Here is a 20978-nt window from a genome sequence, read left to right as displayed (position 1 = left end):
AAATTATGAAGCCGTTTAATTATAATTATTCTGATTTCGATCTTGTAAAAACTATTGCACTCACTTTTCCCGGCACCGAAGAAAGTATTTCTCACGAAGCAACACCTTCGGTAAAAATGAGAGGAAAACTAATGTGCCGGCTTCATGACAGCGGTCAATTTATTCCTATCCGTATCGGCTTTGATGCAAGAAATCATTATCTGGAAAGATTTCCTGAAATTTTTCATTTGCCTGATCATTTTAAAAATTACCCATATATATGTATGTGGAAAGATTGTCACGATAAGAAACTTATCGCAGAAGTTTTGGAAATCTCATGGCGATCTTTGGCTACAAAAAAGCTGGTTAAGGATTTTGACACAAGCAAAAATTCGCTTGGTTAATTCATTAAGCACAATCCTTACAAACTCCTGTCAAAATACAGTTCACACTTTCCACAGAATAGCCTTTTTCTAAAGAAAACTGAACAGCGACCGGCAGACATTCTATTGTTTCACATTTTGTACATCTAAAATGAAAATGGCGATCTGCAAGCTTTTTTTCTTCACATTTGATGCAAACTGCGAAATACTGTTTCCCATCTTCAGCGACAATTCGATGGAGAATTCCGTCTTCGCAAAATCTATTCAAGACACGATAAACCGTTGCTCTGTCGATATTAATATCGACTTTTTTCATAATTGCTTCCTGACTCATTGCTTTTTTCGAATCTGCTAGAACATTTAGAACGGCATCTTTTGTTGGTGTACTTCGTCTTTTCATTTTTATTAATGCGATTTAGTTGCAATAATAAAAATTAATCCTAACTTTGGCAAGGAATAAGCATTTAAATTTTCATCCCGAAAAATATTTACCATAAAAATCAAAATATGAAACAGGAAAATTCATTCGATGTCATTATAGTTGGCGGAAGTTATGCAGGTCTTTCTGCAGCAATGTCTTTGGGAAGGTCATTGAGAAAAGTTTTGGTCATCGATAGTGGAAAACCTTGTAATATACAGACACCATATTCTCACAATTTTCTGACACAGGATGGAAAAACGCCAAAAGAAATTTCAACCATCGCAAAAGAACAAGTAAAAAAATATGATACTGTTGAGTTTTATGAAGGACTCGCAACAGAAGGCAAGAAGACAGAAAATGGATTTGAAATCAGAACAAAACGAGGTGAAGTGTTCGAAGCTAAGAAACTCATTTTTGCAACAGGAATTGTAGATGATGTTCCTAATATTAAAGGATTTTGGGATTGCTGGGGAATTTCTTTGATCCATTGTCCCTACTGTCACGGTTACGAATTCAGAACTAAGAAAACCGGAATTATTGCTAACGGCGACCGTGGTTTTCATATTGCTTCATTAGTTAATAATCTGACCAATGATTTGACAATTTTAACAAGAGGAAAAGCCGAATTCTCGGAAGAACAAACTCAAAAACTGAAACAAAATAACATCAATATCATCGAAACAGAAATAGATGAAATCCAGCATCAGAAAGGATATATAGAAAATTTGATTTTATCAGATGGCAAAAAACTGAATTTCGATGCAGTTTATGGTGCATTTCATTTTAAACAACATTCTGATATTCCCGGTGCTTTGGGCTGTGAATTTACTGAACACGGACATATTAAAATTGATAACTTGCAAAAAACAACTATTCCCGGAATTTTTGCCAGTGGTGATAACTCCTGTCCGATGCGTTCCGTTGCCAATGCTGTTTACACAGGCAATCTCACAGGTGCGATGGTTAATATGGAATTGACAAATGAAGGTTTTTAGTTCGGTACATTTGTGTAAATTTAGAAGTCAAAATTAGATTAAATGATGAATAAACTTTTAATTGGTGCAGTTTTTATAACTTTCATATTTTCTTGCACCAAGGACAAAAAAGCAACAATTGAAAATCCAGTAACCAATTCTGACAACAAAACAGAATTAAAAGCTGCAGAAAAAACAAATTCAAAAGAAGAACCAACGATCAACTTATCAGAATACAGTAAACTTACACCGATTGAAATTAAAGACTCTAAACAGAAAGATGTCTTCAAAAAATACGGAATAGAGTTCGGTGGTGTTTGTTATTCTTGCGACCTTGCTATTTTTAAAATTAATAAGAAGAGTTTTGAAATTGTGGAACTTTGTGATGAGAAGAATGTCCATAGATATAAAGATTTCAGTTATGAAAAAAACGGCAATAGCTTGAAAATCAAAACACCGGAATCTACTTTTATTTTTACACAAGTTGAAAACGAACCTATTTATCGACTAAAAATTGAAGGTCAAAAACCTGAATTCAAAAATATGAGAATCTCAGAATTTTATACTCAGGAAAGCCTGTTAGAAAAATTTGAAGAACACGATTGTGGCGATTTTCAAGGATAATTGAAATTAATTAAAAACAAAAACCATCTCAAATTGAGATGGTTTTAATTTATCTGGAATCTTAAGATTAGAACTTAAGATCTCCGTTAACTTCTCTTACAGCTTGTGCTGCTTCAGCGAATTTCAATTGCTCTTCAACAGTCAAGGTGATGTTTACGATTTTCTCAACCCCATTTTTCCCAATGATCGCTGGAACACCAAGACAGATATCATTCTGTCCGTATTCGCCTTCAAGCATCAATGAGCAAGGAATCATTTTCTTCTGGTCGCAAAGAATTGATTGAACCATTACAGAAACAGCCGCACCTGGCGCATACCAAGCAGAAGTTCCTAACAATTTTGTCAATGTAGCGCCACCCACTTTAGTTTCTTCGATCACATAAGCTCTTTGCTCATCAGTCAAGAATTCGGAAACCGGAACACCGTTTCTTGTTGCTTTGCTGAATAGTGGTAACATTCCTGTATCAGAATGCGCAGCGATTACCATTCCGTCAACATCAGAAATTGGACTTTCCAACGCTTCTGCTAATCTGTATTTGAATCTCGCTGAGTCTAAAGCACCTCCCATTCCGATGATTCTTTCCTTTGGAAGTCCTGAGGTTTTGTGAACCAAATACGCCATTGTATCCATCGGGTTAGAAACCACAATGATGATGACATCTGGCGAATGTTTTACTAAGTTTTCTGTTACTTCTTTTACAATCCCGGCATTGATTCCGATTAGTTCTTCTCTTGTCATTCCTGGTTTTCTAGGAATCCCGGAAGTGATCACCGCTACTTTTGAACCTGCAGTCTTGGAATAATCTCCGGTAGTCCCTGTGATTTTGGTATCGAAGCCATTAAGGGAAGCCGTCTGCATCAGGTCCATTGCTTTTCCTTCTGCAAATCCTTCTTTGATATCCACCAAAACAACTTCTGAAGCGAAGTCTTTCATCGCGATATATTCTGCACAGCTTGCTCCTACTGCACCAGCTCCAACTACGGTAACTTTCATAATGATAATGTATTTTTTATTAGTTTAAAATTCTGTTTTGTATTGCTCGTAAATATAATAAACTTAATTATTTCCTTAATCATATTCAGTTTGATTTTTGTCATATTACCGTATTATTAATTCTGTTATCCTATGATATATTTATTCATCAAGACCATTATGAGTGTTAAAATATGGTTGATTTTTCGTAAATTTGCTTAGAAAAAAATTAAAAATATGTCAGAAAACAACATAAAATCTATTGCGGTTTTGACCTCAGGAGGAGATGCTCCGGGGATGAATGCCGCTCTTAGAGCAGTTGTAAGAACAGCAAATCATTTTAACATAGACTGTTACGGAATTCGTGAAGGTTATAATGGATTAATTGCAGGTGATGTTACGAAAATGGGACCTCGTTCCGTAAAAAATATAATCAATCAAGGAGGAACAATTCTGAAATCTGCAAGATCAAAAGAATTTATGACAGCGGAAGGAAGAAAAAAAGCTTACGAACAATGTCAGAAACTCGGTATTGACGCTTTGGTTTGCATTGGTGGAGACGGAAGTTTTACCGGTGCCAAGATTTTCAATGAAGAATTCGGGATCAAAGTAATCGGCATTCCGGGAACTATTGACAATGATATTTTTGGAACTGATAACACAATCGGTTACGATACGGCTCTTAATACAGCTATGGACGCCATTGACAAAATCCGTGATACAGCCACTTCTCATAACCGAGTGTTTTTTGTGGAAGTAATGGGCAGAGATGCCGGATTTATAGCGCTTAACAGTGGAATCGCGACAGGAGCTCTTGACATTCTGATCCCTGAAAGAAAAGACAGTATGGAAGACCTTTTCAGCACTTTCCGAATGGCGGAAAAAGTGGGTAAATCATCCAGCATAGTCGTTGTTGCTGAAGGCGAAGAATTGGGAAGTATCTATGATCTTGCCAAAGCAACAAAAGAAGAATTCCCATCTTATGACATCCGTGTGACTATTTTGGGACATATCCAAAGAGGCGGTTCTCCAAGCTGCGCAGACCGAGTTCTTGCCAGCAATCTTGGTTACGGAGCAGTTATAGGACTAATGGAAGGCCGAAACAAAGTAATGGTTGGGATGCAGTCAAACAAAATCACCTATACCCCAATAGAAGAAGCTATTAAAAAGCATAACGAAATCGACAAAAACTTACTTCAGATCGCTGAGATTTTGGCGATGTAATTTTTAATCAAAACAATAATAAAACAAAACCTTAATTTTTTAAATCATATGTCAACAATTAAAGTAGGAATCAACGGATTCGGTAGAATCGGACGTTTAGTTTTCAGAGCAATGGCTGAAAGAAGCAACATCGAAGTTGTAGGTATCAATGACCTTATCGATGCTGAATATATGGCTTATATGCTAAAATACGATTCGGTTCACGGAGCGTTCAAAGGAGAAGTATCAGTACAAGGAAACAACCTTGTGGTTAACGGAAAAACAATCCGTGTAACAGCTGAGAAAGATCCTAACAACCTAAAATGGAACGAAGTTGGTGCAGAATATATCGTAGAATCTACAGGATTATTCCTTTCAAAAGATTCGGCTCAGGCTCACATCAACGCTGGTGCTAAGAAAGTGATCCTTTCTGCTCCTTCAAAAGATGATACGCCAATGTTCGTAATGGGAGTGAACCACAAAGAACTAACAGACGATATCAAAATCTTCTCAAACGCATCTTGTACGACTAACTGTCTTGCACCTTTGGCAAAAGTAATCCACGATAACTTTGGTATCGCTGAAGGTCTTATGACAACTGTACACGCAACGACTGCTACTCAGAAAACTGTAGACGGACCGTCTGCAAAAGACTGGAGAGGTGGTAGATCTGCGCTTAACAACATCATCCCTTCTTCTACAGGTGCTGCAAAAGCGGTAGGAAAAGTAATCCCTTCTCTTAACGGGAAATTGACCGGTATGTCTTTCAGAGTTCCAACTGCTGACGTTTCTGTAGTGGATCTTACTGTAAAGTTGGACAAACCGACTTCTTACGAAGAAATCTGTGCTGCTATCAAAGCGGCATCTGAAGGTGAATTGAAAGGAATTCTTGGTTATACAGAAGATGCTGTAGTTTCTCAGGATTTCGTAAGCGATGCAAGAACTTCTATCTTCGACAAAGAAGCTGGAATTATGTTGAATCCAACTTTCGTTAAACTAGTATCTTGGTACGATAACGAGTGGGGTTATTCTAACAAATTAGCAGATATGCTTGTTCATTCAGCTTCTTTGTAATCTGAAGCTGAATCAAAATAAAAACCTCTGAATTTCTTCAGAGGTTTTTTATTATTCAATTAAAAATTTTACTGTTTGAATTTTTTGAGTTTTGTCAATTAATTTCAAAATGTAAATTCCTTTTTTTAGATGATTAACTTCTATACTTTTATTTTGATTATCAAAGGATTTGTCCAATAATTTTTTCCCAGAAAAATCAAAAATCTCATATCTTATTAGCTCCAAAGATGATGAAACAAATAATTTATCCGATGTTGGATTCGGATAGATTTTGCTTTTGGAATCAATAAGTTTATTAGTTGTCAGATGTTCTTCTTCTCCTCCAAAAATTCTTGTAATCCTGTTTCTGCCGACATCATTATAAGAAGTAAAATCTCCAACTGCAATGAATTTCTCATTCTGATTAATAATTTTATACACTGCTTTATTGGCTCCGGCCGCTGTCTTATTGAATGTATCATCCAAAGTTCCGTCAGCTTTAAGTCTGGCAATATAATTTCTATTGATATTATTGAATTTGGTAAAACTGCCTCCGATTAGAATTTTACCATTGGCTTCAAGCGCCAAAGTTTCTACAGAAGCATTGGCTCCAGCGCCGCTTGTAAAAGTTGTATCTCTGCTACCGTTAGTATTAAGTCTGGCAATTCGATTTGAAGATACACCCGCAAAAGTTGTAAAATTGCCACCAATGATGATTTTCCCATCTTCCTGAATCAATACACTGCTTATTGTATTATTAGCTCCGGTTCCGATTGTAAAAGTTGTGTCCAGAGTTCCATTAGAATTTAATCTGGCAATCCTGTTTCTTGCAACGCCATCATAAGTTGTGAAAGTTCCTGCTATTACAATCTTATTATCAGGTTGTAACCTAATAGAATATATTGCATTATTAGCACCGCTTATGGGAGAAAAACTGCTATCGATAGTACCATCAGGATTCAATCTAATAATTCGATTAGCCGTTTTCGTATTAAAAACAGTAAAATCCCCGCAAATCAAAATATTACCGTCTGGCTGAACCAAAATTTCCCTTACAGGATCTGTTGGCCCAAAACCGATTGCAAAAGTATTATCCAGACTTCCAGTAGAAGTCAATCTTACCAAGTATGATTTCTGAAGATTATTAAACGTTGAAAAATCTCCCCCTACAAGAATTTTTTCATCAGGTTGCAATGCAACGGTCCGAACTAACTGATCCGGGCCAATCCCAACCTGCAAAGTTATATCTACATTACCATCTGCATCAATCCTGGCAATTCTATTATTGAGATTATCATTAAAACTATTGAAGTTACCTACAATAACCATCTTTTTATCCGGCTGGACTGTAATAGATCTTACTGTTCCGTCGGCAGCATTTCCGGGATTGAAGCTTAAGTCCAGACTTCCATCAGAATTAATCCTTGACACATATCGCTTAACATTATTATTAAAAACAGCATAGCTTCCGCCGATAATCAATTTTCCGTCCGTTTGTTGCTGAAAACTTGTTGTGCTTCCTCCAAAACCTTTCCCAGGATTAAAGCTAGTATCAATTGTCCCATTCTCATTAATTCTGGCAATGTAATTCCTAGTTACATTATTATAAGAGATAAAATCTCCAGCAAGTAAAAGTTTATTATCATTGAGAATTAAAATATTTCTCACAATATTATTAGCACCAGTACCAATTGTAAAGCTATTATCTATTGTACCGTCATCATTCAGTTTTACAATTGAGTTTTTAGTAACGTTATTATATTTAGTGAATTTACCTCCCAAAAATATCTTTGCGTTATTTGCAATTAATATTTTGTAAATGATATTATTAGCGCCTGTTGAAGCAAAAGATTCATCAATACTCGCATCAGAATTCAGCCTGATAAGATAATTTTTTGTAACGGAATTATATGTGGTAAAATTACCTCCAGCTAATATTTTTCCATCAGCCTGAACAGCCAATGAGTAAACATGAGAATTGAAGCCTGAACTTGTATCAAAATCCATATCCAAAGATCCGTCCGGATTAAGCCTTGCCAGATATTTCCTGTCAACACCGTTATATTTTGTAAACTGTCCACCGATAAGGATTTTACCATCATTCTGTAAAGTGACACATTCGATAATTCCATCTGCGCCGGTTCCAATCACAAAGCTGTTATCCGTACTTCCATCAGCATTCAATCTTACAATTCGATTCTTTGAAATTCCATTGAATGTTGTAAAATTTCCGCATACAATTATTTTTCCGTCCGGCTGAAACATTAGGGAAGAAACGTAATTATTGGCGCCCGAACCTATAAGAAAAGTATTATCGAAACTTCCATCTGCATTAATTCTTGCAAGTGATTTTGCATTATTACTATTATATGTTGTAAAATCACCGCCAATAATGATCTTACCGTCCTGCTGAATCAAAACATCTTTTACATAGTCATTAGCGCCGTCGCCCCACCCGAATCCGAGGTCTGAAGTATTAAAAGTTGTATCTACACTCCCGGGCTGCTGAGCATAAAGAACAAATACAAAAAAAGAAAATATAATTGATAAACTTTTTTTCATCCTTAAAAAATATCTACAAATTTAGTTGATAATTTGGAGATTAGAGCATTTTATTATTTGTAAGACATTAAGAAAATTTTAAACTTCATCTCTTTATTTTAATTTTTATAAGAGAAAAAAATTAGGCTTTCATATTTAAAATGATTATTTTTGAGAATAATTTTTTTCAAACAATGAGTAGTACAGACGATAAGAAAAAAGCACTGCAGCTGGTGCTTGAAAAACTAGATAAAACCTACGGAAAAGGAACCGTAATGACCTTGGGAGAAGACTCTGTGGACACGACTATCGAAGTAATCCCTTCAGGATCTTTGGGAATTGATTTGGCTCTAGGAGTTGGTGGATATCCAAGAGGGAGAATCATAGAAATCTATGGTCCCGAATCTTCCGGTAAAACAACACTTACACTTCATGCTATTGCGGAAGCTCAGAAAGCTGGCGGTATTGCTGCATTTATTGACGCAGAGCATGCGTTTGACAGAAGCTATGCAGCAAAGCTTGGAATTGACCTGGAGAATTTGATTATTTCTCAACCTGACAACGGTGAACAGGCTTTAGAAATTGCAGACAACCTGATTCGTTCAGGAGCGATCGATATTGTTGTAATTGACTCCGTTGCAGCCCTGACTCCAAAAGCAGAAATAGAAGGGGAAATGGGTGATTCCAAAATGGGTCTTCATGCAAGATTGATGTCACAGGCTCTTAGGAAACTAACTGCTACAATATCAAGAACGAAATGTACTGTGATTTTCATCAACCAACTTCGTGAAAAGATTGGCGTAATGTTCGGAAATCCTGAAACAACAACAGGAGGTAATGCTCTTAAGTTTTACGCTTCCGTAAGAATCGACATCAGAAAAGCCAGTGCTCCAATCAAAAACGGAGACGAAGCTATCGGTAGCCGGGTGAAGGTAAAAGTCGTGAAAAATAAAGTAGCGCCGCCTTTCAAACAAGCAGAATTTGATATTATGTACGGAGAAGGTGTTTCCAAAGTTGGGGAGATCCTTGATACTGCCGTGGATCTAGGTGTTGTTAAAAAAAGCGGATCCTGGTTCAGCTATGATGACACAAAACTGGGACAAGGCCGTGATGCTGTAAAAGATGTTTTGAGAGATAATCCTGAATTATCCGAAGAAATCGAAAATAAGATCAAGGAACTGATCAAACAAAAATAAAAAAAGGCTGTGAAAATTTCACAGCCTTTTTTTATTTAAAGAAATAAGTTAAACCTAAACTTAATACCTGTTCCGATTTTTTCTTTGCAGTCCCGGCGTAACCAATTTCGGACGGACTGTTTTTAAGATTCGGATATGTATTTGATAATCCAATATCATATTTCAAAGCAAGTTCCAATTGCCTTTTGTAGCTGTAGCCGACACCTGCTCCTACTCCAAAATTAAATGAATTAGCTTTTCCATAGCTATCCTTTTCATATTCCGGTTTATTGGTATTCTTAACCGTTTGATTAATCAGAAAATTAAATCTGGGACCTATTACTCCAAAAAACTCAGATTCGGCCTCAGAAAAATAGCCTTTGAAATTAAATGGTACACTCAGATAGTTATTAGCATAAACAGCATCATAGCCAGGCCTACCTTTAGCATCTTTCGCCTTTCCGGATTCGCCTGCACCAAAATATAAAGCTTCTACCTGGATGTAAAACTGCTCATCAACACCAATTGGCACCTGCGCTGTAAGACCTCCCAAAACAGAAAATCTCGGTCCTGAAGGATTGTGGGCATTTCTCACTCTGGAGTAAGTTCCTCCTGCAACCAGACCAAATTCTGTAGATCTGAAATCAATCTGTGCCTGAGATAAAAAGGATAACAAAAATAGAGACCCGAAAAGGATTTTTTTCATATTAGTGTGTTTATAAATTTCGTTCAAATTTAGACAAAAAAAATGAGAAGCTCAGACAAGAGCTTCTCAAAAATATATTTTAATAAGGTAATATCTTATGCTAAAACTGAAGCAACAGTTTTACCGATCTCTGCCGGAGAATCAACAACATGGATACCGTTCTCCTTCATAATAGCCATTTTTGCCTGAGCCGTATCATCAGCACCTCCAACAATAGCACCTGCATGACCCATAGTTCTACCTTTTGGAGCCGTTTGCCCGGCGATGAAACCTACAACAGGTTTTGTCGAACCACTAGCTTTGTACCATCTTGCAGCTTCTGCTTCCAGAGATCCGCCAATTTCTCCAATCATTACAACGGCTTCCGTTTCAGGATCGTTAATAAACAATTCCAAAGCTTCTTTTGTAGTTGTTCCAATGATTGGATCTCCACCAATTCCGATAGCTGTAGAAACTCCGAAACCAGCTTTCACAACCTGATCAGCTGCTTCGTAAGTTAAAGTTCCAGATTTGGAAACGATACCAACTTTTCCTTTTTTGAAAACAAAACCTGGCATAATTCCAATTTTAGCTTCGTCGGAAGTAATGATACCAGGACAGTTTGGACCGATTAAACGAACGTCTCTGTCCTGGATATAATCTTTTACTTTTACCATATCAGCAACAGGGATACCTTCTGTAATACAAACGATTACTTTGATACCTGCTTCAGCAGCTTCCATCACAGCATCTGCCGCAAATGCAGGCGGCACGAAGATAATACTTACATTAGCTCCCGCTTTTTCTACAGCTTCAGCAACCGAATTGAATACCGGCTTACCCAGATGCTCAGTGCCTCCTTTTCCCGGAGTTACACCGCCAACAACGTTGGTTCCGTAATCTATCATCTGACCTGCGTGAAAAGTACCTTCGTTACCTGTAAACCCTTGTACGATAACTTTAGAATCTTTGTTTACTAATACTGACATTTTTTATTGTAATTTATTGATTTTGCAAAAATTTTGTTATTCGCAAAAATAACGATAATAATTCAAAACTTTCTCGCTATTGTAATTTTTTTGAACGTTAAAAATATGATTTACTTCAGATTTTTGACTTTAACTTCTTTTCTGAGATAATCTCTGAATTCTTCTGCAATTGGTCCAAAATAAGTTCCTTTTTTGAGATCTCTGTTCACACCTGTTTTTGCCAATAGAATCGTACCTGTTGCGATCCTCACTCCTGAAGCCATACCAACTTGTCCCCAAATCGTTACTTCGTCTTCTATGATGCAGCATCCTGCGATTCCGGTTTGGGAGGCGATGAGACATTTTTTACCAAGAATTGTATCGTGTCCAATCTGGATCTGATTATCCAGGATACTGCCTTCGCCAATGGTAGTAGAAGCGGTTACTCCTCTGTCTATTGTGCAGCAGTTCCCGATTTCTACATTATTTTCAATAATAACATTACCCACGGAAATCAATCTGTCAAAATTGCCATTTAGTTTTCTGTAATAGAAAGCATCACCTCCGATTACTGTATTAGCCTGTATCACAACATTATCGCCGATTACTGTTCTATCACCGATTACAACATTGGGGAAAATGTGGCAATTCTTTCCTATTTTAACGTCATTTCCGATAACAACGGAAGGATGAATAAAAGATCCGTCTCCAACTTCGAGATCGTGAAGTTCTTCTTTGAAATTCGAAATCCTGGTAAAATGCGTATTGATTTTATTAAAATCCCTGAAAGGATCATCGGAAACCAAAAGCGCTTTGCCTTCCGGGCATTCTACTTCTTTATCAATTAATATAATGGTTGCAGCAGAATTAAGTGCTTTGTCGTAATATTTTGGATGATTGACAAAAACGATATCTCCGGGACGAACCATGTGGATCTCGTTGGTTCCAAGAACCTGGAAATTGTCATCTCCTATATATTTTGCGCCAATAATATCTGCAATTGTTTTTAGATTTTGCGGCTGATTAAAAGTCATAACTAGATATAAAATTTAGATATTAGATTGGTTTGTAATTGGTAATTTTGAAAATACGAATTACAAAGCAGCCCGACCTGAGTGGAGCTCTTTTTCTTTTTTGGCAAAAAAAGAAAAAAGCGGGAACGGAGGGCGGATAAAGCTGCCCAAATAAAAAATGGAAGTGTGAAGATCAACTCCAGACTTCCATCTTATATTATTTTACTCTTTCCAGATAAGAACCGTCTTCTGTATTAACTTTGATCTTATCTCCCGGCTCAATGAAAAGCGGAACCATAACTCTTGCGCCTGTTTCCACAATTGCATTTTTAAGAGCGTTGGTTGCTGTATTTCCTTTTACACCAGGATCAGCTTCGATAACTTCCAGATAAACTGTTGGCGGGATCTCAGCAGATAAAGGCACTTCATCAGCTTCTTTCAGGATAATAGTGACTTCTTCCCCGGCTTTCATAAATTGTGAGTTCTCGATCATCTCTTTGTTCAAGTAGATTTGAGAAAAGTCATCATTATTCATAAAGTGAAATCCGTTATCATCCTCATATAGGTATTGGAATTTTCTGGTAATTACTTTTACTTCATCGATCTTGTGACCTGCAGAGAATGTATTATCTACAACTTTCCCGTTGGTTACAGATTTTAGTTTTGTTCTCACGAAAGCAGGACCTTTTCCTGGTTTTACGTGCAAAAATTCGATCACTTTGTAAATGTCATTACTAAATTCTATACAAAGTCCTTTTTTGATATCGTTGCTTGTTGCCATTAGCTATTTATAAACTTATATTATTTTATTATTCTTTTGAAGAGCCATATCCTTTTACGATACCTCTTGGTGAATTCTGGATAAAAGTGATGATCTCATCTCTTTCCATGGTTGGAAGCATCTCTTTCTCGATATATTCTATCGCCTGAGAGACATTCATTTTCATCTGGAAAATATAACGGTAAATCTTCTGTATCTCAAAGATTTTATCATTAGTGAAGCCTCTTCTTCTTAATCCTACAGAATTAATCCCGGCATAAGAAATAGGTTCTCTTCCCACTTTGATGTAAGGCGGAATATCTTTTCTGATTAATGAACCTCCGGAAATCATCGTGTGCTTTCCTATTTTTCCAAATTGCTGTACTGCAGACAAGCCGCCCATAACTGTAAAATCTCCGATCTCTACGTGACCAGCGATTCCGCAACCGTTTGCAATGATGACGTTATCCCCAATGATGCAATCGTGTGCAATATGAGAAGTAGCCATAATCAAACAGTCACTTCCTACTTTGGTATAACCAAGCGCTTTTGTACCGCGGTTGACAGTTACACATTCTCTAAGCGTAGTATTATCGCCAATGATAGTCTGGGTATCTTCTCCGTCAAATTTCAGATCCTGAGGAATTGCAGAGATTACTGTTCCTGGAAAAATCTTACAGTTCTTTCCGATTCTCGCACCATCCATTATCGTAACATTAGAACCAATCCAGGTTCCTGCGCCAATAACAACATCCGAAGAAATGGTAGTAAAAGGTTCAACAGTTACATTTTTACCAATTTTCGCACGTGGATCTATTGCCGTAAGTTGGTGAATCATAAATTAAATTTTAGTTTTTGCGACCTGAGCCATCAATTCGGCTTCTACAACTACACTGTCACCAACATATCCATAACCTTGCATATGCACGATCCCTCTTCGTATCGGTTCGATCAGTTCAATTTTAAAAATCACCTGATCACCCGGAACTACTTTTTTCTTGAACTTAACATTATCCATTTTCACAAAGTAAGTAGAATAATTTTCCGGATCCGGAACATTAGCCAAAACCAAGATCCCTCCAACCTGGGCCATTGCCTCGATTTGTAAAACGCCCGGCATTACCGGTTCTTTTGGAAAATGTCCTACGAAGAAAGGTTCGTTCATAGAAACATTTTTAAGTCCAACCACGTGAGTGTCAGAAAGCTCCAAAATCTTATCTACCAGCAAAAACGGAGGTCTGTGCGGCAATAGTTTCATAATTCCATTGATATCGAAAACCGGCTCTGCCTTTAGATCGAAATCGGGAACATTTTTTCTTTTTTGCAATTTGTATTGTCTGTTTAGTTTTTTTGCAAACTGAGTGTTCACAAAGTGTCCTGGTTTGTTGGCTATAATTCTTCCTTTGATTCTGACACCTACCAAAGCTAAATCCCCAATCACATCAAGCAATTTGTGCCTAGCAGCTTCGTTGGTAAAGTTAAGTGTAAGATTATCAAGAATACCATTAGGACGGATAGAAACTTCATCCTTACCAAAAGCAACCTTCAGTTTTTCCAGAGTATCTGCTGTCAATTCTTTGTCAACATAAACAATCGCATTGCTGATATCACCACCTTTGATAAGGTCAGCATCCAAAAGCTGCTCAAGCTCGTGTAAAAAGCTAAATGTCCTTGCCGGAGCAATCTCTTCCTTGAACTCAGAAAGGTTTTTCATACTGGCATTTTGAGTTCCCAATACTTTGGTTCCAAAATCCACCATTGTAGTGATCTCGTAATCGTCAGCAGGAATTACAGTCAGTTCTGATCCTGTAGCAGGATCGATGTAATTCATCACTTCTTTAATCACCAGATATTCTCTTGGAAGATCCTGTTCTACAACACCTACTTTCTCGATTGCCTCAACAAAATATTTGGAAGAACCGTCTAGAATTGGCGGTTCTGCACTGTTCATTTCCAGAATAGCATTGTCAATATCCATCCCGACAAGAGCAGCTAAAAGATGCTCACAAGTATGGATTTTAACGCCCAGTTTTTCCAGAGTTGTACCTCTTTCTGTGGTTGTTACGTAGTTTACATCCGCTTCAACTTGCGGACGTCCTTCGAGATCTGTTCTTACAAATACAAATCCGGTGTTTTCTTTTGCCGGCTTGATTGTCAAATTAACTTCTCTTCCTGTGTGAAGACCTATTCCTGAAAGGTTAATATCTTCTTTGATTGTTTTTTGTTTATCGCTCATTGTATTAGTTTTGAGGTGGAAGAATTGCTTCTTTTCCTGATACTTTTACTCTGATTTTTTATTTTCTAAATCGTTTATTCTTTTGACTATATCTGTAAAATTACGGAAATGAACGTAGTTCCTTCTGTAATCGCTATAGTTGATTGCCGGCGAGCCGTACAATGTTTCACCATCTTTTGCGGATGAATTAACACCACTTTGCGCCTGGATTTTCACCTGGTTTCCTATTTTGATATGACCAACAATTCCTACTTGTCCGCCAATCTGATTCCAGTCTCCAATAATTGTAGATCCTGCAATTCCAGCTTGTGACGCAATAACATTGTGTTGACCAATCTTTACGTTATGAGCAATCTGGATCAGATTATCAATCTTAGTTCCTTTTCCAATAATTGTAGAACCGATTGTTGCACGATCTATACTACAGTTGGAACCAATCTCAACATCATCTTCAATAATCACATTTCCTAATTGAGGAATCTTCTTAAATCCGTCTGCTGTTGGCTGGAAACCAAATCCGTCGCCACCAACAACTGTATTGGAGTGGATCACACAATTATCACCAACTATGCAATAATCATAGATTCTTGCACCACTGTCAATTTTACAATTTTTCCCTATTTTAACACCTTTCCCGATGTAAACATGAGGAAAAATCTGTGTATTGTCTCCAATTTTTGCTTTTTCAGAAACGTAAGTGAACGCGCCAATATAAACACCTTCACCAACCTGTGCAGTATCATGAAAGAATGAGCCTTCTTCTATTCCTGTTTTCCGTCCCTGCATCTCCTGATAAAGATTCATCAGAACCTGAAAAGAAATATAAGCATCTTCAACAGCAATAATAACGGGTTTGTAGTCCCTGGTCTCCAAAAGATTTTCAGAAACGATCAAAACGGCACATTCTGTTGTATCTATATGATTAGAAAAACGACTTTGACCAACAAAAGACAAATGTCCTTGCTGTCCGTTTTCTATCGGAGAAACGCCTGTTATAACAGTCTTTCCGTCTCCAATGATTCTCCCGTTTATCAATCCTGCAATCTGTTCTGCACTAAATTCCATAGTTTGCAAAGATAAATATTTTATTAATTAAGTTTTAATTTTTTATGACGAATCAAAACCGCTTTTACTTTAATGATTCTATTTCTCTTGGATAATAGATAATATATTTTTTGGTCGCGTTCTCCATACAACCGAATAGAATTTGATTCTCAGACTCTTCCAGTTTCAGCTTTCTACCCGATTTTTCCAACAGATAAATCGGTTGTTTCTCTGTATCATAAGGCAATAATGACCTAGAGATTTGTCCGACTAATTCTTCTCCGTTTTCTATATTGAAATATTGGTTGACTTTTTCTACTTTTTGTTTCAAAACTTCTTCAGAAAATGGTTTGGACGAAATAATACTTTTCGGAAATTCTCTGTAAATAACCGTTCTGCAAAGCCTCGCCAAAATGAAATCATCATTTTCTGTCCAGACTTTAATTGCCTGAAAAACATCCATATCATCAAGCATCGTAAATCTTCTGATATCTTCTTCTGTCGCTTCATCAAACTTATTTTTAACCAAAAAATATTTAAGGTTTGAAGGCGCTTCCAGATCAATATTCTGTGAAACCAGATATTTAGCACGATTAAGAATCTGAACCAAAATGTGTTCGCCCAAAGCGGCTGTTTTATGGTAATAGACCTGCCAATACATAAACATTCTGGCAGTCAGATAATTTTCTATCGAGTAGATTCCTTTTGCATCGATCACCAATTCATCATCGCTCACATTCATCATCGAGATGATTCTTTCTACATTCACGCTTCCCTCTGAAACGCCTGTGTAAAAGCTGTCGCGTTTAAGATAATCCATCCTGTCAACATCCAATTGTGATGAAATCAACTGATTGAAAAACGGCCTGTGATATTTCCCCTGAAACATCTCGATTGCCAAATTCAACTTACCTTTGAACTCTTTGTTCAATCGGTTCATTAGCAGAATCGAAATTTTCTCGTGGTGCCAGTCATCCATCAGCATATTTTCCAAAGCGTGTGAAAACGGACCGTGACCAATATCGTGAAGTAAAATCGCCAGCATTGCCGCTTTCTCTTCTTCTTTTGATATTTTTACACCTTTCAGTTTCAAGGTTTCCAATGCTTTGAACATGAGATTCATTGCACCAAGAGCGTGATGAAACCTCGTATGCTTTGCGCCAGGAAATATGAGTGATAAAAGTCCTGTTTGTGAAATCCTTCTGAGTCTTTGGAAGTAAGGATGTTCTATAATATCAAACAAAATCTCATGGGGAATTTTGATAAAACCGTGAACCGGGTCGTTGATAATCTTGAGTTTATTCTGCACCTTTTATAGTTGATGATTGATACAAAAATAAGGAAATTTAAAAGGACAATACTATAAAATAGTATATTTAGAAATTAATAACCAAGCAAAATTATAATCAAATGATTGAATCTGTAGAATCAATATATAATACATATATCAGCAATTTAAATAGTGTTAATTTATATTTTAACAAATTTGGTAAGCTTGCAACAAATGAAGACGAAAATATTAGTGATACTTCTTCAAAATTTCTTTTCGATACATTAGATGAATATCAAAGTAAAATTGATAAAATAAAATTAGAAATCGGAGAGGATAAGGAAGAAGAAATTATAAAAATCAGCCATAGACATTTAAGAAAAGTTTCTCAAAAACTAAAAAAAAGAACTAATCTATCTCCTAAAAATTACGAAATTTTATCAAACAGTTCTTTTTTAATGCTCAATAACTATTTTGAATATCTTCTTACTGATTTACTTTCTTATTATTATAACAAATACAGTAATTCTTTAAATGAAAAAGAATTTAAATTTACATTAAAAGAGCTATCTGAATATGAATCAATTCAAGAAGCAATTAAAGATCTAATTATAAAAGAAGTTGAATCTTTGATTTTAGAAAAAAGTTTCAATGATTTGTTAAGTCATTTTGAAGACAAATTAAAAATATCTTTAGAAAAAGATTTAATTAAATGGGAAAATATAATAGAAATTCGAGAAAGAAGACATTTGATTGTCCATAATTCATCCATTGTCAATAAAAAATATATTGTTAGAACAAAAAACCCTTATAATTTTAAAATTGGAGACAAAATCACAATTGACAAAATTTATTTTTTAAATAGCTTAAAAGAATTCAAATTAGCAGGACAATTATTATTATTTAATTGCTGGGGAAATTGGGATAAAGATAAAATCAATGAGGCAATAAATGAAATAATGGTTCAATCATTTGAAGACTTGAAGGCAAAAAATTACGACATAGTTTCTAAAACTTGCAAATATGCCGAAATTATTATTCCAAAAAATAGCGAACAGGAAGATTTTTTATTAAGAATCAAAATTAATCACGCCTTGGCATTAAAACGCACCAATGATAAAAAATTGACTGATGTTTTAAAAACAATAAAAGTAGGTACTGCAACTCCAATATTTAAAGTTGCTCATAAAATTCTATCAAACGATTTACAAGATATTGAAAATGAAATAAAAAAAGCAATTATATTAGAAGAATTGAACCAAGAGCAATATCTTGAGTGGCCGCTTTTTGATGAAATAAGAAACATAGTAACCTTGGATGAAAAAATTTCAAGTTATTTTATTGAGTGATAAAAACTGTCCATCATTAAATATTACCTATTTTAACATTATAGTTTGTTTTATAGATTTAAACCAAAATCCTCAAACTCTTTGGCAAGACTTTGATATGAATCGGTGATTTGATTTTCTTGAATTCCCCATCGATGTGCCAGGTTTTCGTGTTGACTTTGAATTCGATTTCTGAAACCGGGAGATAAGTCACATAATCATCATCCTTCAGACGTTTGGTGAACATCCGGAACGCAAAAAAAGGCGAATAGGTCAATGGAAACTTCTTAACCAAAACCAAATCTACCAAACCGTCACTTTTACTAGCCATTGGTGCAATGTAAGCGTTGTTACCGAACTGTCGCGTGTTGGCGATATTCAGCATTAGGTATTTGCCATTATATTGCTTGTAATTTTCTTCTGAGAATTTGATTTTTATCGGTTTATAATTGAAAAAAGTTTTGATAGAAACTTTGATGTAATTCTTAAAACCGCGATTGGTTTTCTCGAATTCTTTTACCACTTTTCCGTCAAATCCTGTTCCTGAAACATTAATAGAAAAATGTTCATTTACCATAAACGTATCAATCTCACGGGATTTTTTAGCTTTGATTTTTTCTAAAAGACGGGAAATATTTTTGTTAAAATTAGTTTCATTAGAAAAACCATTACCCGAACCCGCAGGAAAAACTGCCAGAATCTTTTGTGTATTAATCAATTTCTGCGCAACAACCGAAATAGTCCCGTCACCGCCAACTGCCACAAAAATATCCACATCATTCCAGTGTTTTTTGATAAATTCATCCGTATCTTCTAAAGATCTGGAAATGATATAAAGTGGATTATTCACCTTTTTGGTAAGACTATCCAAAAAAGGCTGATAATTTTTTTTCGCAGAATAGGGATTGATGATGAATGCAAATTTCATAGCCCAAAAATAAAAATACTCTGAAGATTTCAGAGTATTTTTTATTATAAATGAATTATTTTGTTTTCGAGGCATCAAAAACCATAGCAAGACGTCTCTGCTGATTTAATCTAAATCCGTTTATTGTCCGCATTCCAGTTTTTGATATTTTGTTTGATGACAGAAGGCGACCATTCATTTTGCGCCGTTTGATGCATCATTTCCATCAAATCTTCATCCTGAGCAAACCTCAGCGCAAAAATCTGGGCGTCGGAAAAATGATAGGTCGAATTTTCCAATCTGTTTCCCGTCATAGCAAAATATCGGAATTTAAATTCATTAATAATGATCCTGTCCTGTAAACCCAATGCATAATGCTGGCGAAGCATGAATGATAAGACGATCATCAATATAATTACTGCAGAAATTGCAATCCAAATCCAGAATAGATTCTCATCCACATCCACAAAGCTGAATATTTTAAAAACTGAAAACACCAGCAAAACCAAAGATAACGGATAGAAAATAAAATGATGTAACGGGTAATATTTCCTGTAATTTTTCAGATTCTGGCCCATGTTATTTGATTTTATATCGGCTTATAAACTCTGGTTTCAGTTGTTCTTTGATATCTTTGAAATTTAGAGTAATATAAACTACACCAGCTGCATAAGCCGTAATCTCGTACTGATTATAGACAAATGTAATTTTGTTCTGGTCAAAATAGAAATTGTTGTTCAGCTCGATTTTATCTACAAGCATCATCTCTTTTTGATCTTTCTCTACAAAATTGTTTTTTAAGATTTTATCCCAATTACTATCTGCCGGGTTTTTGAAGATATCATTTTGAGAAATTACCTTACTATCCTTCAGATCCAATGTTTTATAATTTTCAAAATAATAACCATGCGCACCGCCTGTATAACCGCTTCCTGAATATTTCAGAGTCAGGACATCATCATTGTGAGAAACAACCTTCATATCTGACATCTCATCCCAGGTTTGCTTAAAATCAGGCGACCATTCTTTTGAGCTTTTCTTAGTATCGTCAAAACTTTTTTGCATCTGTTGAGTTAGAAATGATTTCAATGAGTTAGCATCATATGCGGATGTTTTTACATTAGCTTCTTTGTAGATACTATCCAGAACCGTTTTATTTTCAATGGATGGAAAAACAAGTAGTTGCTTGTTGAAAGAAGCTGTAAGATTTTTGTTAATTACCAAAGAATCCTGAACACGAACAGAATCAATAACGAATCCCTTTTTGGATTCCAAGCTATCAGATTTGGTAACATTAATGTTGATTTCTTTGTTTTCGGTTTTCGAGCAGGAAGTCAGTAAAACTCCAACTGAAAGGATGATACACAGTTTTTTCATAGTATTTATTATTTAAAATGGTTATTTTTTCAAAGGTTTATAATAACAAAAAACCTTCCAAAAA

General features: G+C 35.8%; 21 protein-coding genes. 7 read left to right on the top strand and 14 right to left on the bottom strand.

Going from position 1 to position 20978, the window contains the following annotated elements; genetic code table 11:
- The first annotated feature begins 5 nt into the window (after window positions 1-5).
- Complete coding sequence (locus QOL71_RS09735) at window positions 6-383, top strand: hypothetical protein (RefSeq protein ID WP_283416737.1); 378 nt, start codon at window positions 6-8, stop codon at window positions 381-383.
- Between the two features lie 4 nt (window positions 384-387).
- Here the strand turns inward: QOL71_RS09735 and QOL71_RS09730 are convergent, their stop codons facing one another.
- A complete protein-coding gene (locus QOL71_RS09730) occupies window positions 388-762 on the bottom strand; it encodes a Fur family transcriptional regulator (RefSeq protein WP_283416736.1) in 375 nt (124 codons plus the stop codon).
- 107 nt (window positions 763-869) lie between these two features.
- Between QOL71_RS09730 and QOL71_RS09725 the strand changes: the two genes are divergently transcribed.
- Together QOL71_RS09725 and QOL71_RS09720 are read left to right on the top strand one after the other, a co-directional pair.
- Window positions 870-1778 carry an NAD(P)/FAD-dependent oxidoreductase gene (locus tag QOL71_RS09725; RefSeq protein ID WP_283416735.1) on the top strand — a complete coding sequence of 303 codons (909 nt, stop codon included), beginning with the start codon at window positions 870-872 and terminating at the stop codon, window positions 1776-1778.
- 42 nt (window positions 1779-1820) lie between these two features.
- A complete protein-coding gene (locus QOL71_RS09720; protein WP_283416734.1) occupies window positions 1821-2381 on the top strand; it encodes a hypothetical protein in 561 nt (186 codons plus the stop codon).
- Window positions 2382-2448: 67 nt separating this feature from the next.
- Here the strand turns inward: QOL71_RS09720 and QOL71_RS09715 are convergent, their stop codons facing one another.
- Window positions 2449-3375 (bottom strand): malate dehydrogenase, encoded by a 927-nt coding sequence (locus QOL71_RS09715; RefSeq protein WP_283416733.1) that lies wholly within the window; start codon window positions 3373-3375, stop codon window positions 2449-2451.
- 216 nt (window positions 3376-3591) lie between these two features.
- Here QOL71_RS09715 and pfkA point away from each other — a divergent pair, with 216 nt between their 5' ends.
- On the top strand, window positions 3592-4578 hold the full coding sequence (pfkA, locus tag QOL71_RS09710) for a 6-phosphofructokinase (RefSeq protein ID WP_120214698.1): 987 nt from the start codon (window positions 3592-3594) through the stop codon (window positions 4576-4578).
- 48 nt (window positions 4579-4626) lie between these two features.
- Entirely contained in the window at window positions 4627-5631 is a 1005-nt protein-coding gene (gene gap, locus QOL71_RS09705; protein ID WP_072998891.1) for a type I glyceraldehyde-3-phosphate dehydrogenase, read from the top strand.
- A gap of 51 nt (window positions 5632-5682) precedes the next feature.
- Here gap and QOL71_RS09700 read toward each other — a convergent pair whose 3' ends face one another.
- Window positions 5683-8172: a T9SS type A sorting domain-containing protein gene (locus QOL71_RS09700; RefSeq protein ID WP_283416732.1), complete on the bottom strand. Its 2490-nt coding sequence runs from the start codon at window positions 8170-8172 to the stop codon at window positions 5683-5685.
- 173 nt (window positions 8173-8345) lie between these two features.
- Between QOL71_RS09700 and recA the strand changes: the two genes are divergently transcribed.
- Window positions 8346-9347 carry a recombinase RecA gene (gene recA / locus QOL71_RS09695; RefSeq protein ID WP_283416731.1) on the top strand — a complete coding sequence of 334 codons (1002 nt, stop codon included), beginning with the start codon at window positions 8346-8348 and terminating at the stop codon, window positions 9345-9347.
- A gap of 31 nt (window positions 9348-9378) precedes the next feature.
- Here recA and QOL71_RS09690 read toward each other — a convergent pair whose 3' ends face one another.
- The 8 genes from QOL71_RS09690 to QOL71_RS09655 form a co-directional block, all read right to left on the bottom strand.
- Window positions 9379-10032 carry a porin family protein gene (locus tag QOL71_RS09690; RefSeq protein ID WP_283416730.1) on the bottom strand — a complete coding sequence of 218 codons (654 nt, stop codon included), beginning with the start codon at window positions 10030-10032 and terminating at the stop codon, window positions 9379-9381.
- Window positions 10033-10127: 95 nt separating this feature from the next.
- Window positions 10128-11000: a succinate--CoA ligase subunit alpha gene (sucD, locus tag QOL71_RS09685; protein WP_283416729.1), complete on the bottom strand. Its 873-nt coding sequence runs from the start codon at window positions 10998-11000 to the stop codon at window positions 10128-10130.
- Between the two features lie 110 nt (window positions 11001-11110).
- Complete coding sequence (locus tag QOL71_RS09680) at window positions 11111-12013, bottom strand: LpxD N-terminal domain-containing protein (protein ID WP_283416728.1); 903 nt, start codon at window positions 12011-12013, stop codon at window positions 11111-11113.
- A gap of 196 nt (window positions 12014-12209) precedes the next feature.
- A complete protein-coding gene (gene efp, locus QOL71_RS09675; RefSeq protein ID WP_120214691.1) occupies window positions 12210-12773 on the bottom strand; it encodes an elongation factor P in 564 nt (187 codons plus the stop codon).
- Between the two features lie 28 nt (window positions 12774-12801).
- Window positions 12802-13590: an acyl-ACP--UDP-N-acetylglucosamine O-acyltransferase gene (gene lpxA, locus QOL71_RS09670; RefSeq protein WP_283416727.1), complete on the bottom strand. Its 789-nt coding sequence runs from the start codon at window positions 13588-13590 to the stop codon at window positions 12802-12804.
- Window positions 13591-13593: 3 nt separating this feature from the next.
- A complete protein-coding gene (locus QOL71_RS09665; protein ID WP_283416726.1) occupies window positions 13594-14988 on the bottom strand; it encodes a bifunctional UDP-3-O-[3-hydroxymyristoyl] N-acetylglucosamine deacetylase/3-hydroxyacyl-ACP dehydratase in 1395 nt (464 codons plus the stop codon).
- Between the two features lie 45 nt (window positions 14989-15033).
- Complete coding sequence (gene lpxD / locus QOL71_RS09660) at window positions 15034-16053, bottom strand: UDP-3-O-(3-hydroxymyristoyl)glucosamine N-acyltransferase (RefSeq protein WP_283416725.1); 1020 nt, start codon at window positions 16051-16053, stop codon at window positions 15034-15036.
- A 64-nt stretch (window positions 16054-16117) separates the two neighbouring features.
- Window positions 16118-17341 carry an HD domain-containing protein gene (locus tag QOL71_RS09655; RefSeq protein ID WP_283416724.1) on the bottom strand — a complete coding sequence of 408 codons (1224 nt, stop codon included), beginning with the start codon at window positions 17339-17341 and terminating at the stop codon, window positions 16118-16120.
- A 101-nt stretch (window positions 17342-17442) separates the two neighbouring features.
- Here QOL71_RS09655 and QOL71_RS09650 point away from each other — a divergent pair, with 101 nt between their 5' ends.
- Window positions 17443-18651, top strand: a complete 1209-nt coding sequence (locus tag QOL71_RS09650; RefSeq protein ID WP_283416723.1) for a hypothetical protein — start codon at window positions 17443-17445, stop codon at window positions 18649-18651.
- A 58-nt stretch (window positions 18652-18709) separates the two neighbouring features.
- Here QOL71_RS09650 and QOL71_RS09645 read toward each other — a convergent pair whose 3' ends face one another.
- The 3 genes from QOL71_RS09645 to QOL71_RS09635 all read right to left on the bottom strand — a co-directional run bounded on the left by QOL71_RS09645 (window position 18710) and on the right by QOL71_RS09635 (window position 20914).
- Window positions 18710-19558, bottom strand: a complete 849-nt coding sequence (locus tag QOL71_RS09645) for a diacylglycerol/lipid kinase family protein (protein WP_283416722.1) — start codon at window positions 19556-19558, stop codon at window positions 18710-18712.
- Window positions 19559-19668: 110 nt separating this feature from the next.
- A complete protein-coding gene (locus QOL71_RS09640; protein ID WP_283416721.1) occupies window positions 19669-20115 on the bottom strand; it encodes a DUF6526 family protein in 447 nt (148 codons plus the stop codon).
- Between the two features lies 1 nt (window position 20116).
- Window positions 20117-20914 carry an RsiV family protein gene (locus QOL71_RS09635; RefSeq protein ID WP_283416720.1) on the bottom strand — a complete coding sequence of 266 codons (798 nt, stop codon included), beginning with the start codon at window positions 20912-20914 and terminating at the stop codon, window positions 20117-20119.
- Between the last annotated feature and the right edge of the window lie 64 nt (window positions 20915-20978).

Origin of the sequence: Epilithonimonas pallida (genome assembly GCF_900182975.1) — a bacterium.
Taxonomy (GTDB): domain Bacteria; phylum Bacteroidota; class Bacteroidia; order Flavobacteriales; family Weeksellaceae; genus Epilithonimonas; species Epilithonimonas pallida.
Note: the sequence above shows the minus strand (reverse complement) of the source record. Positions and strands in the feature narration are given on the sequence as shown.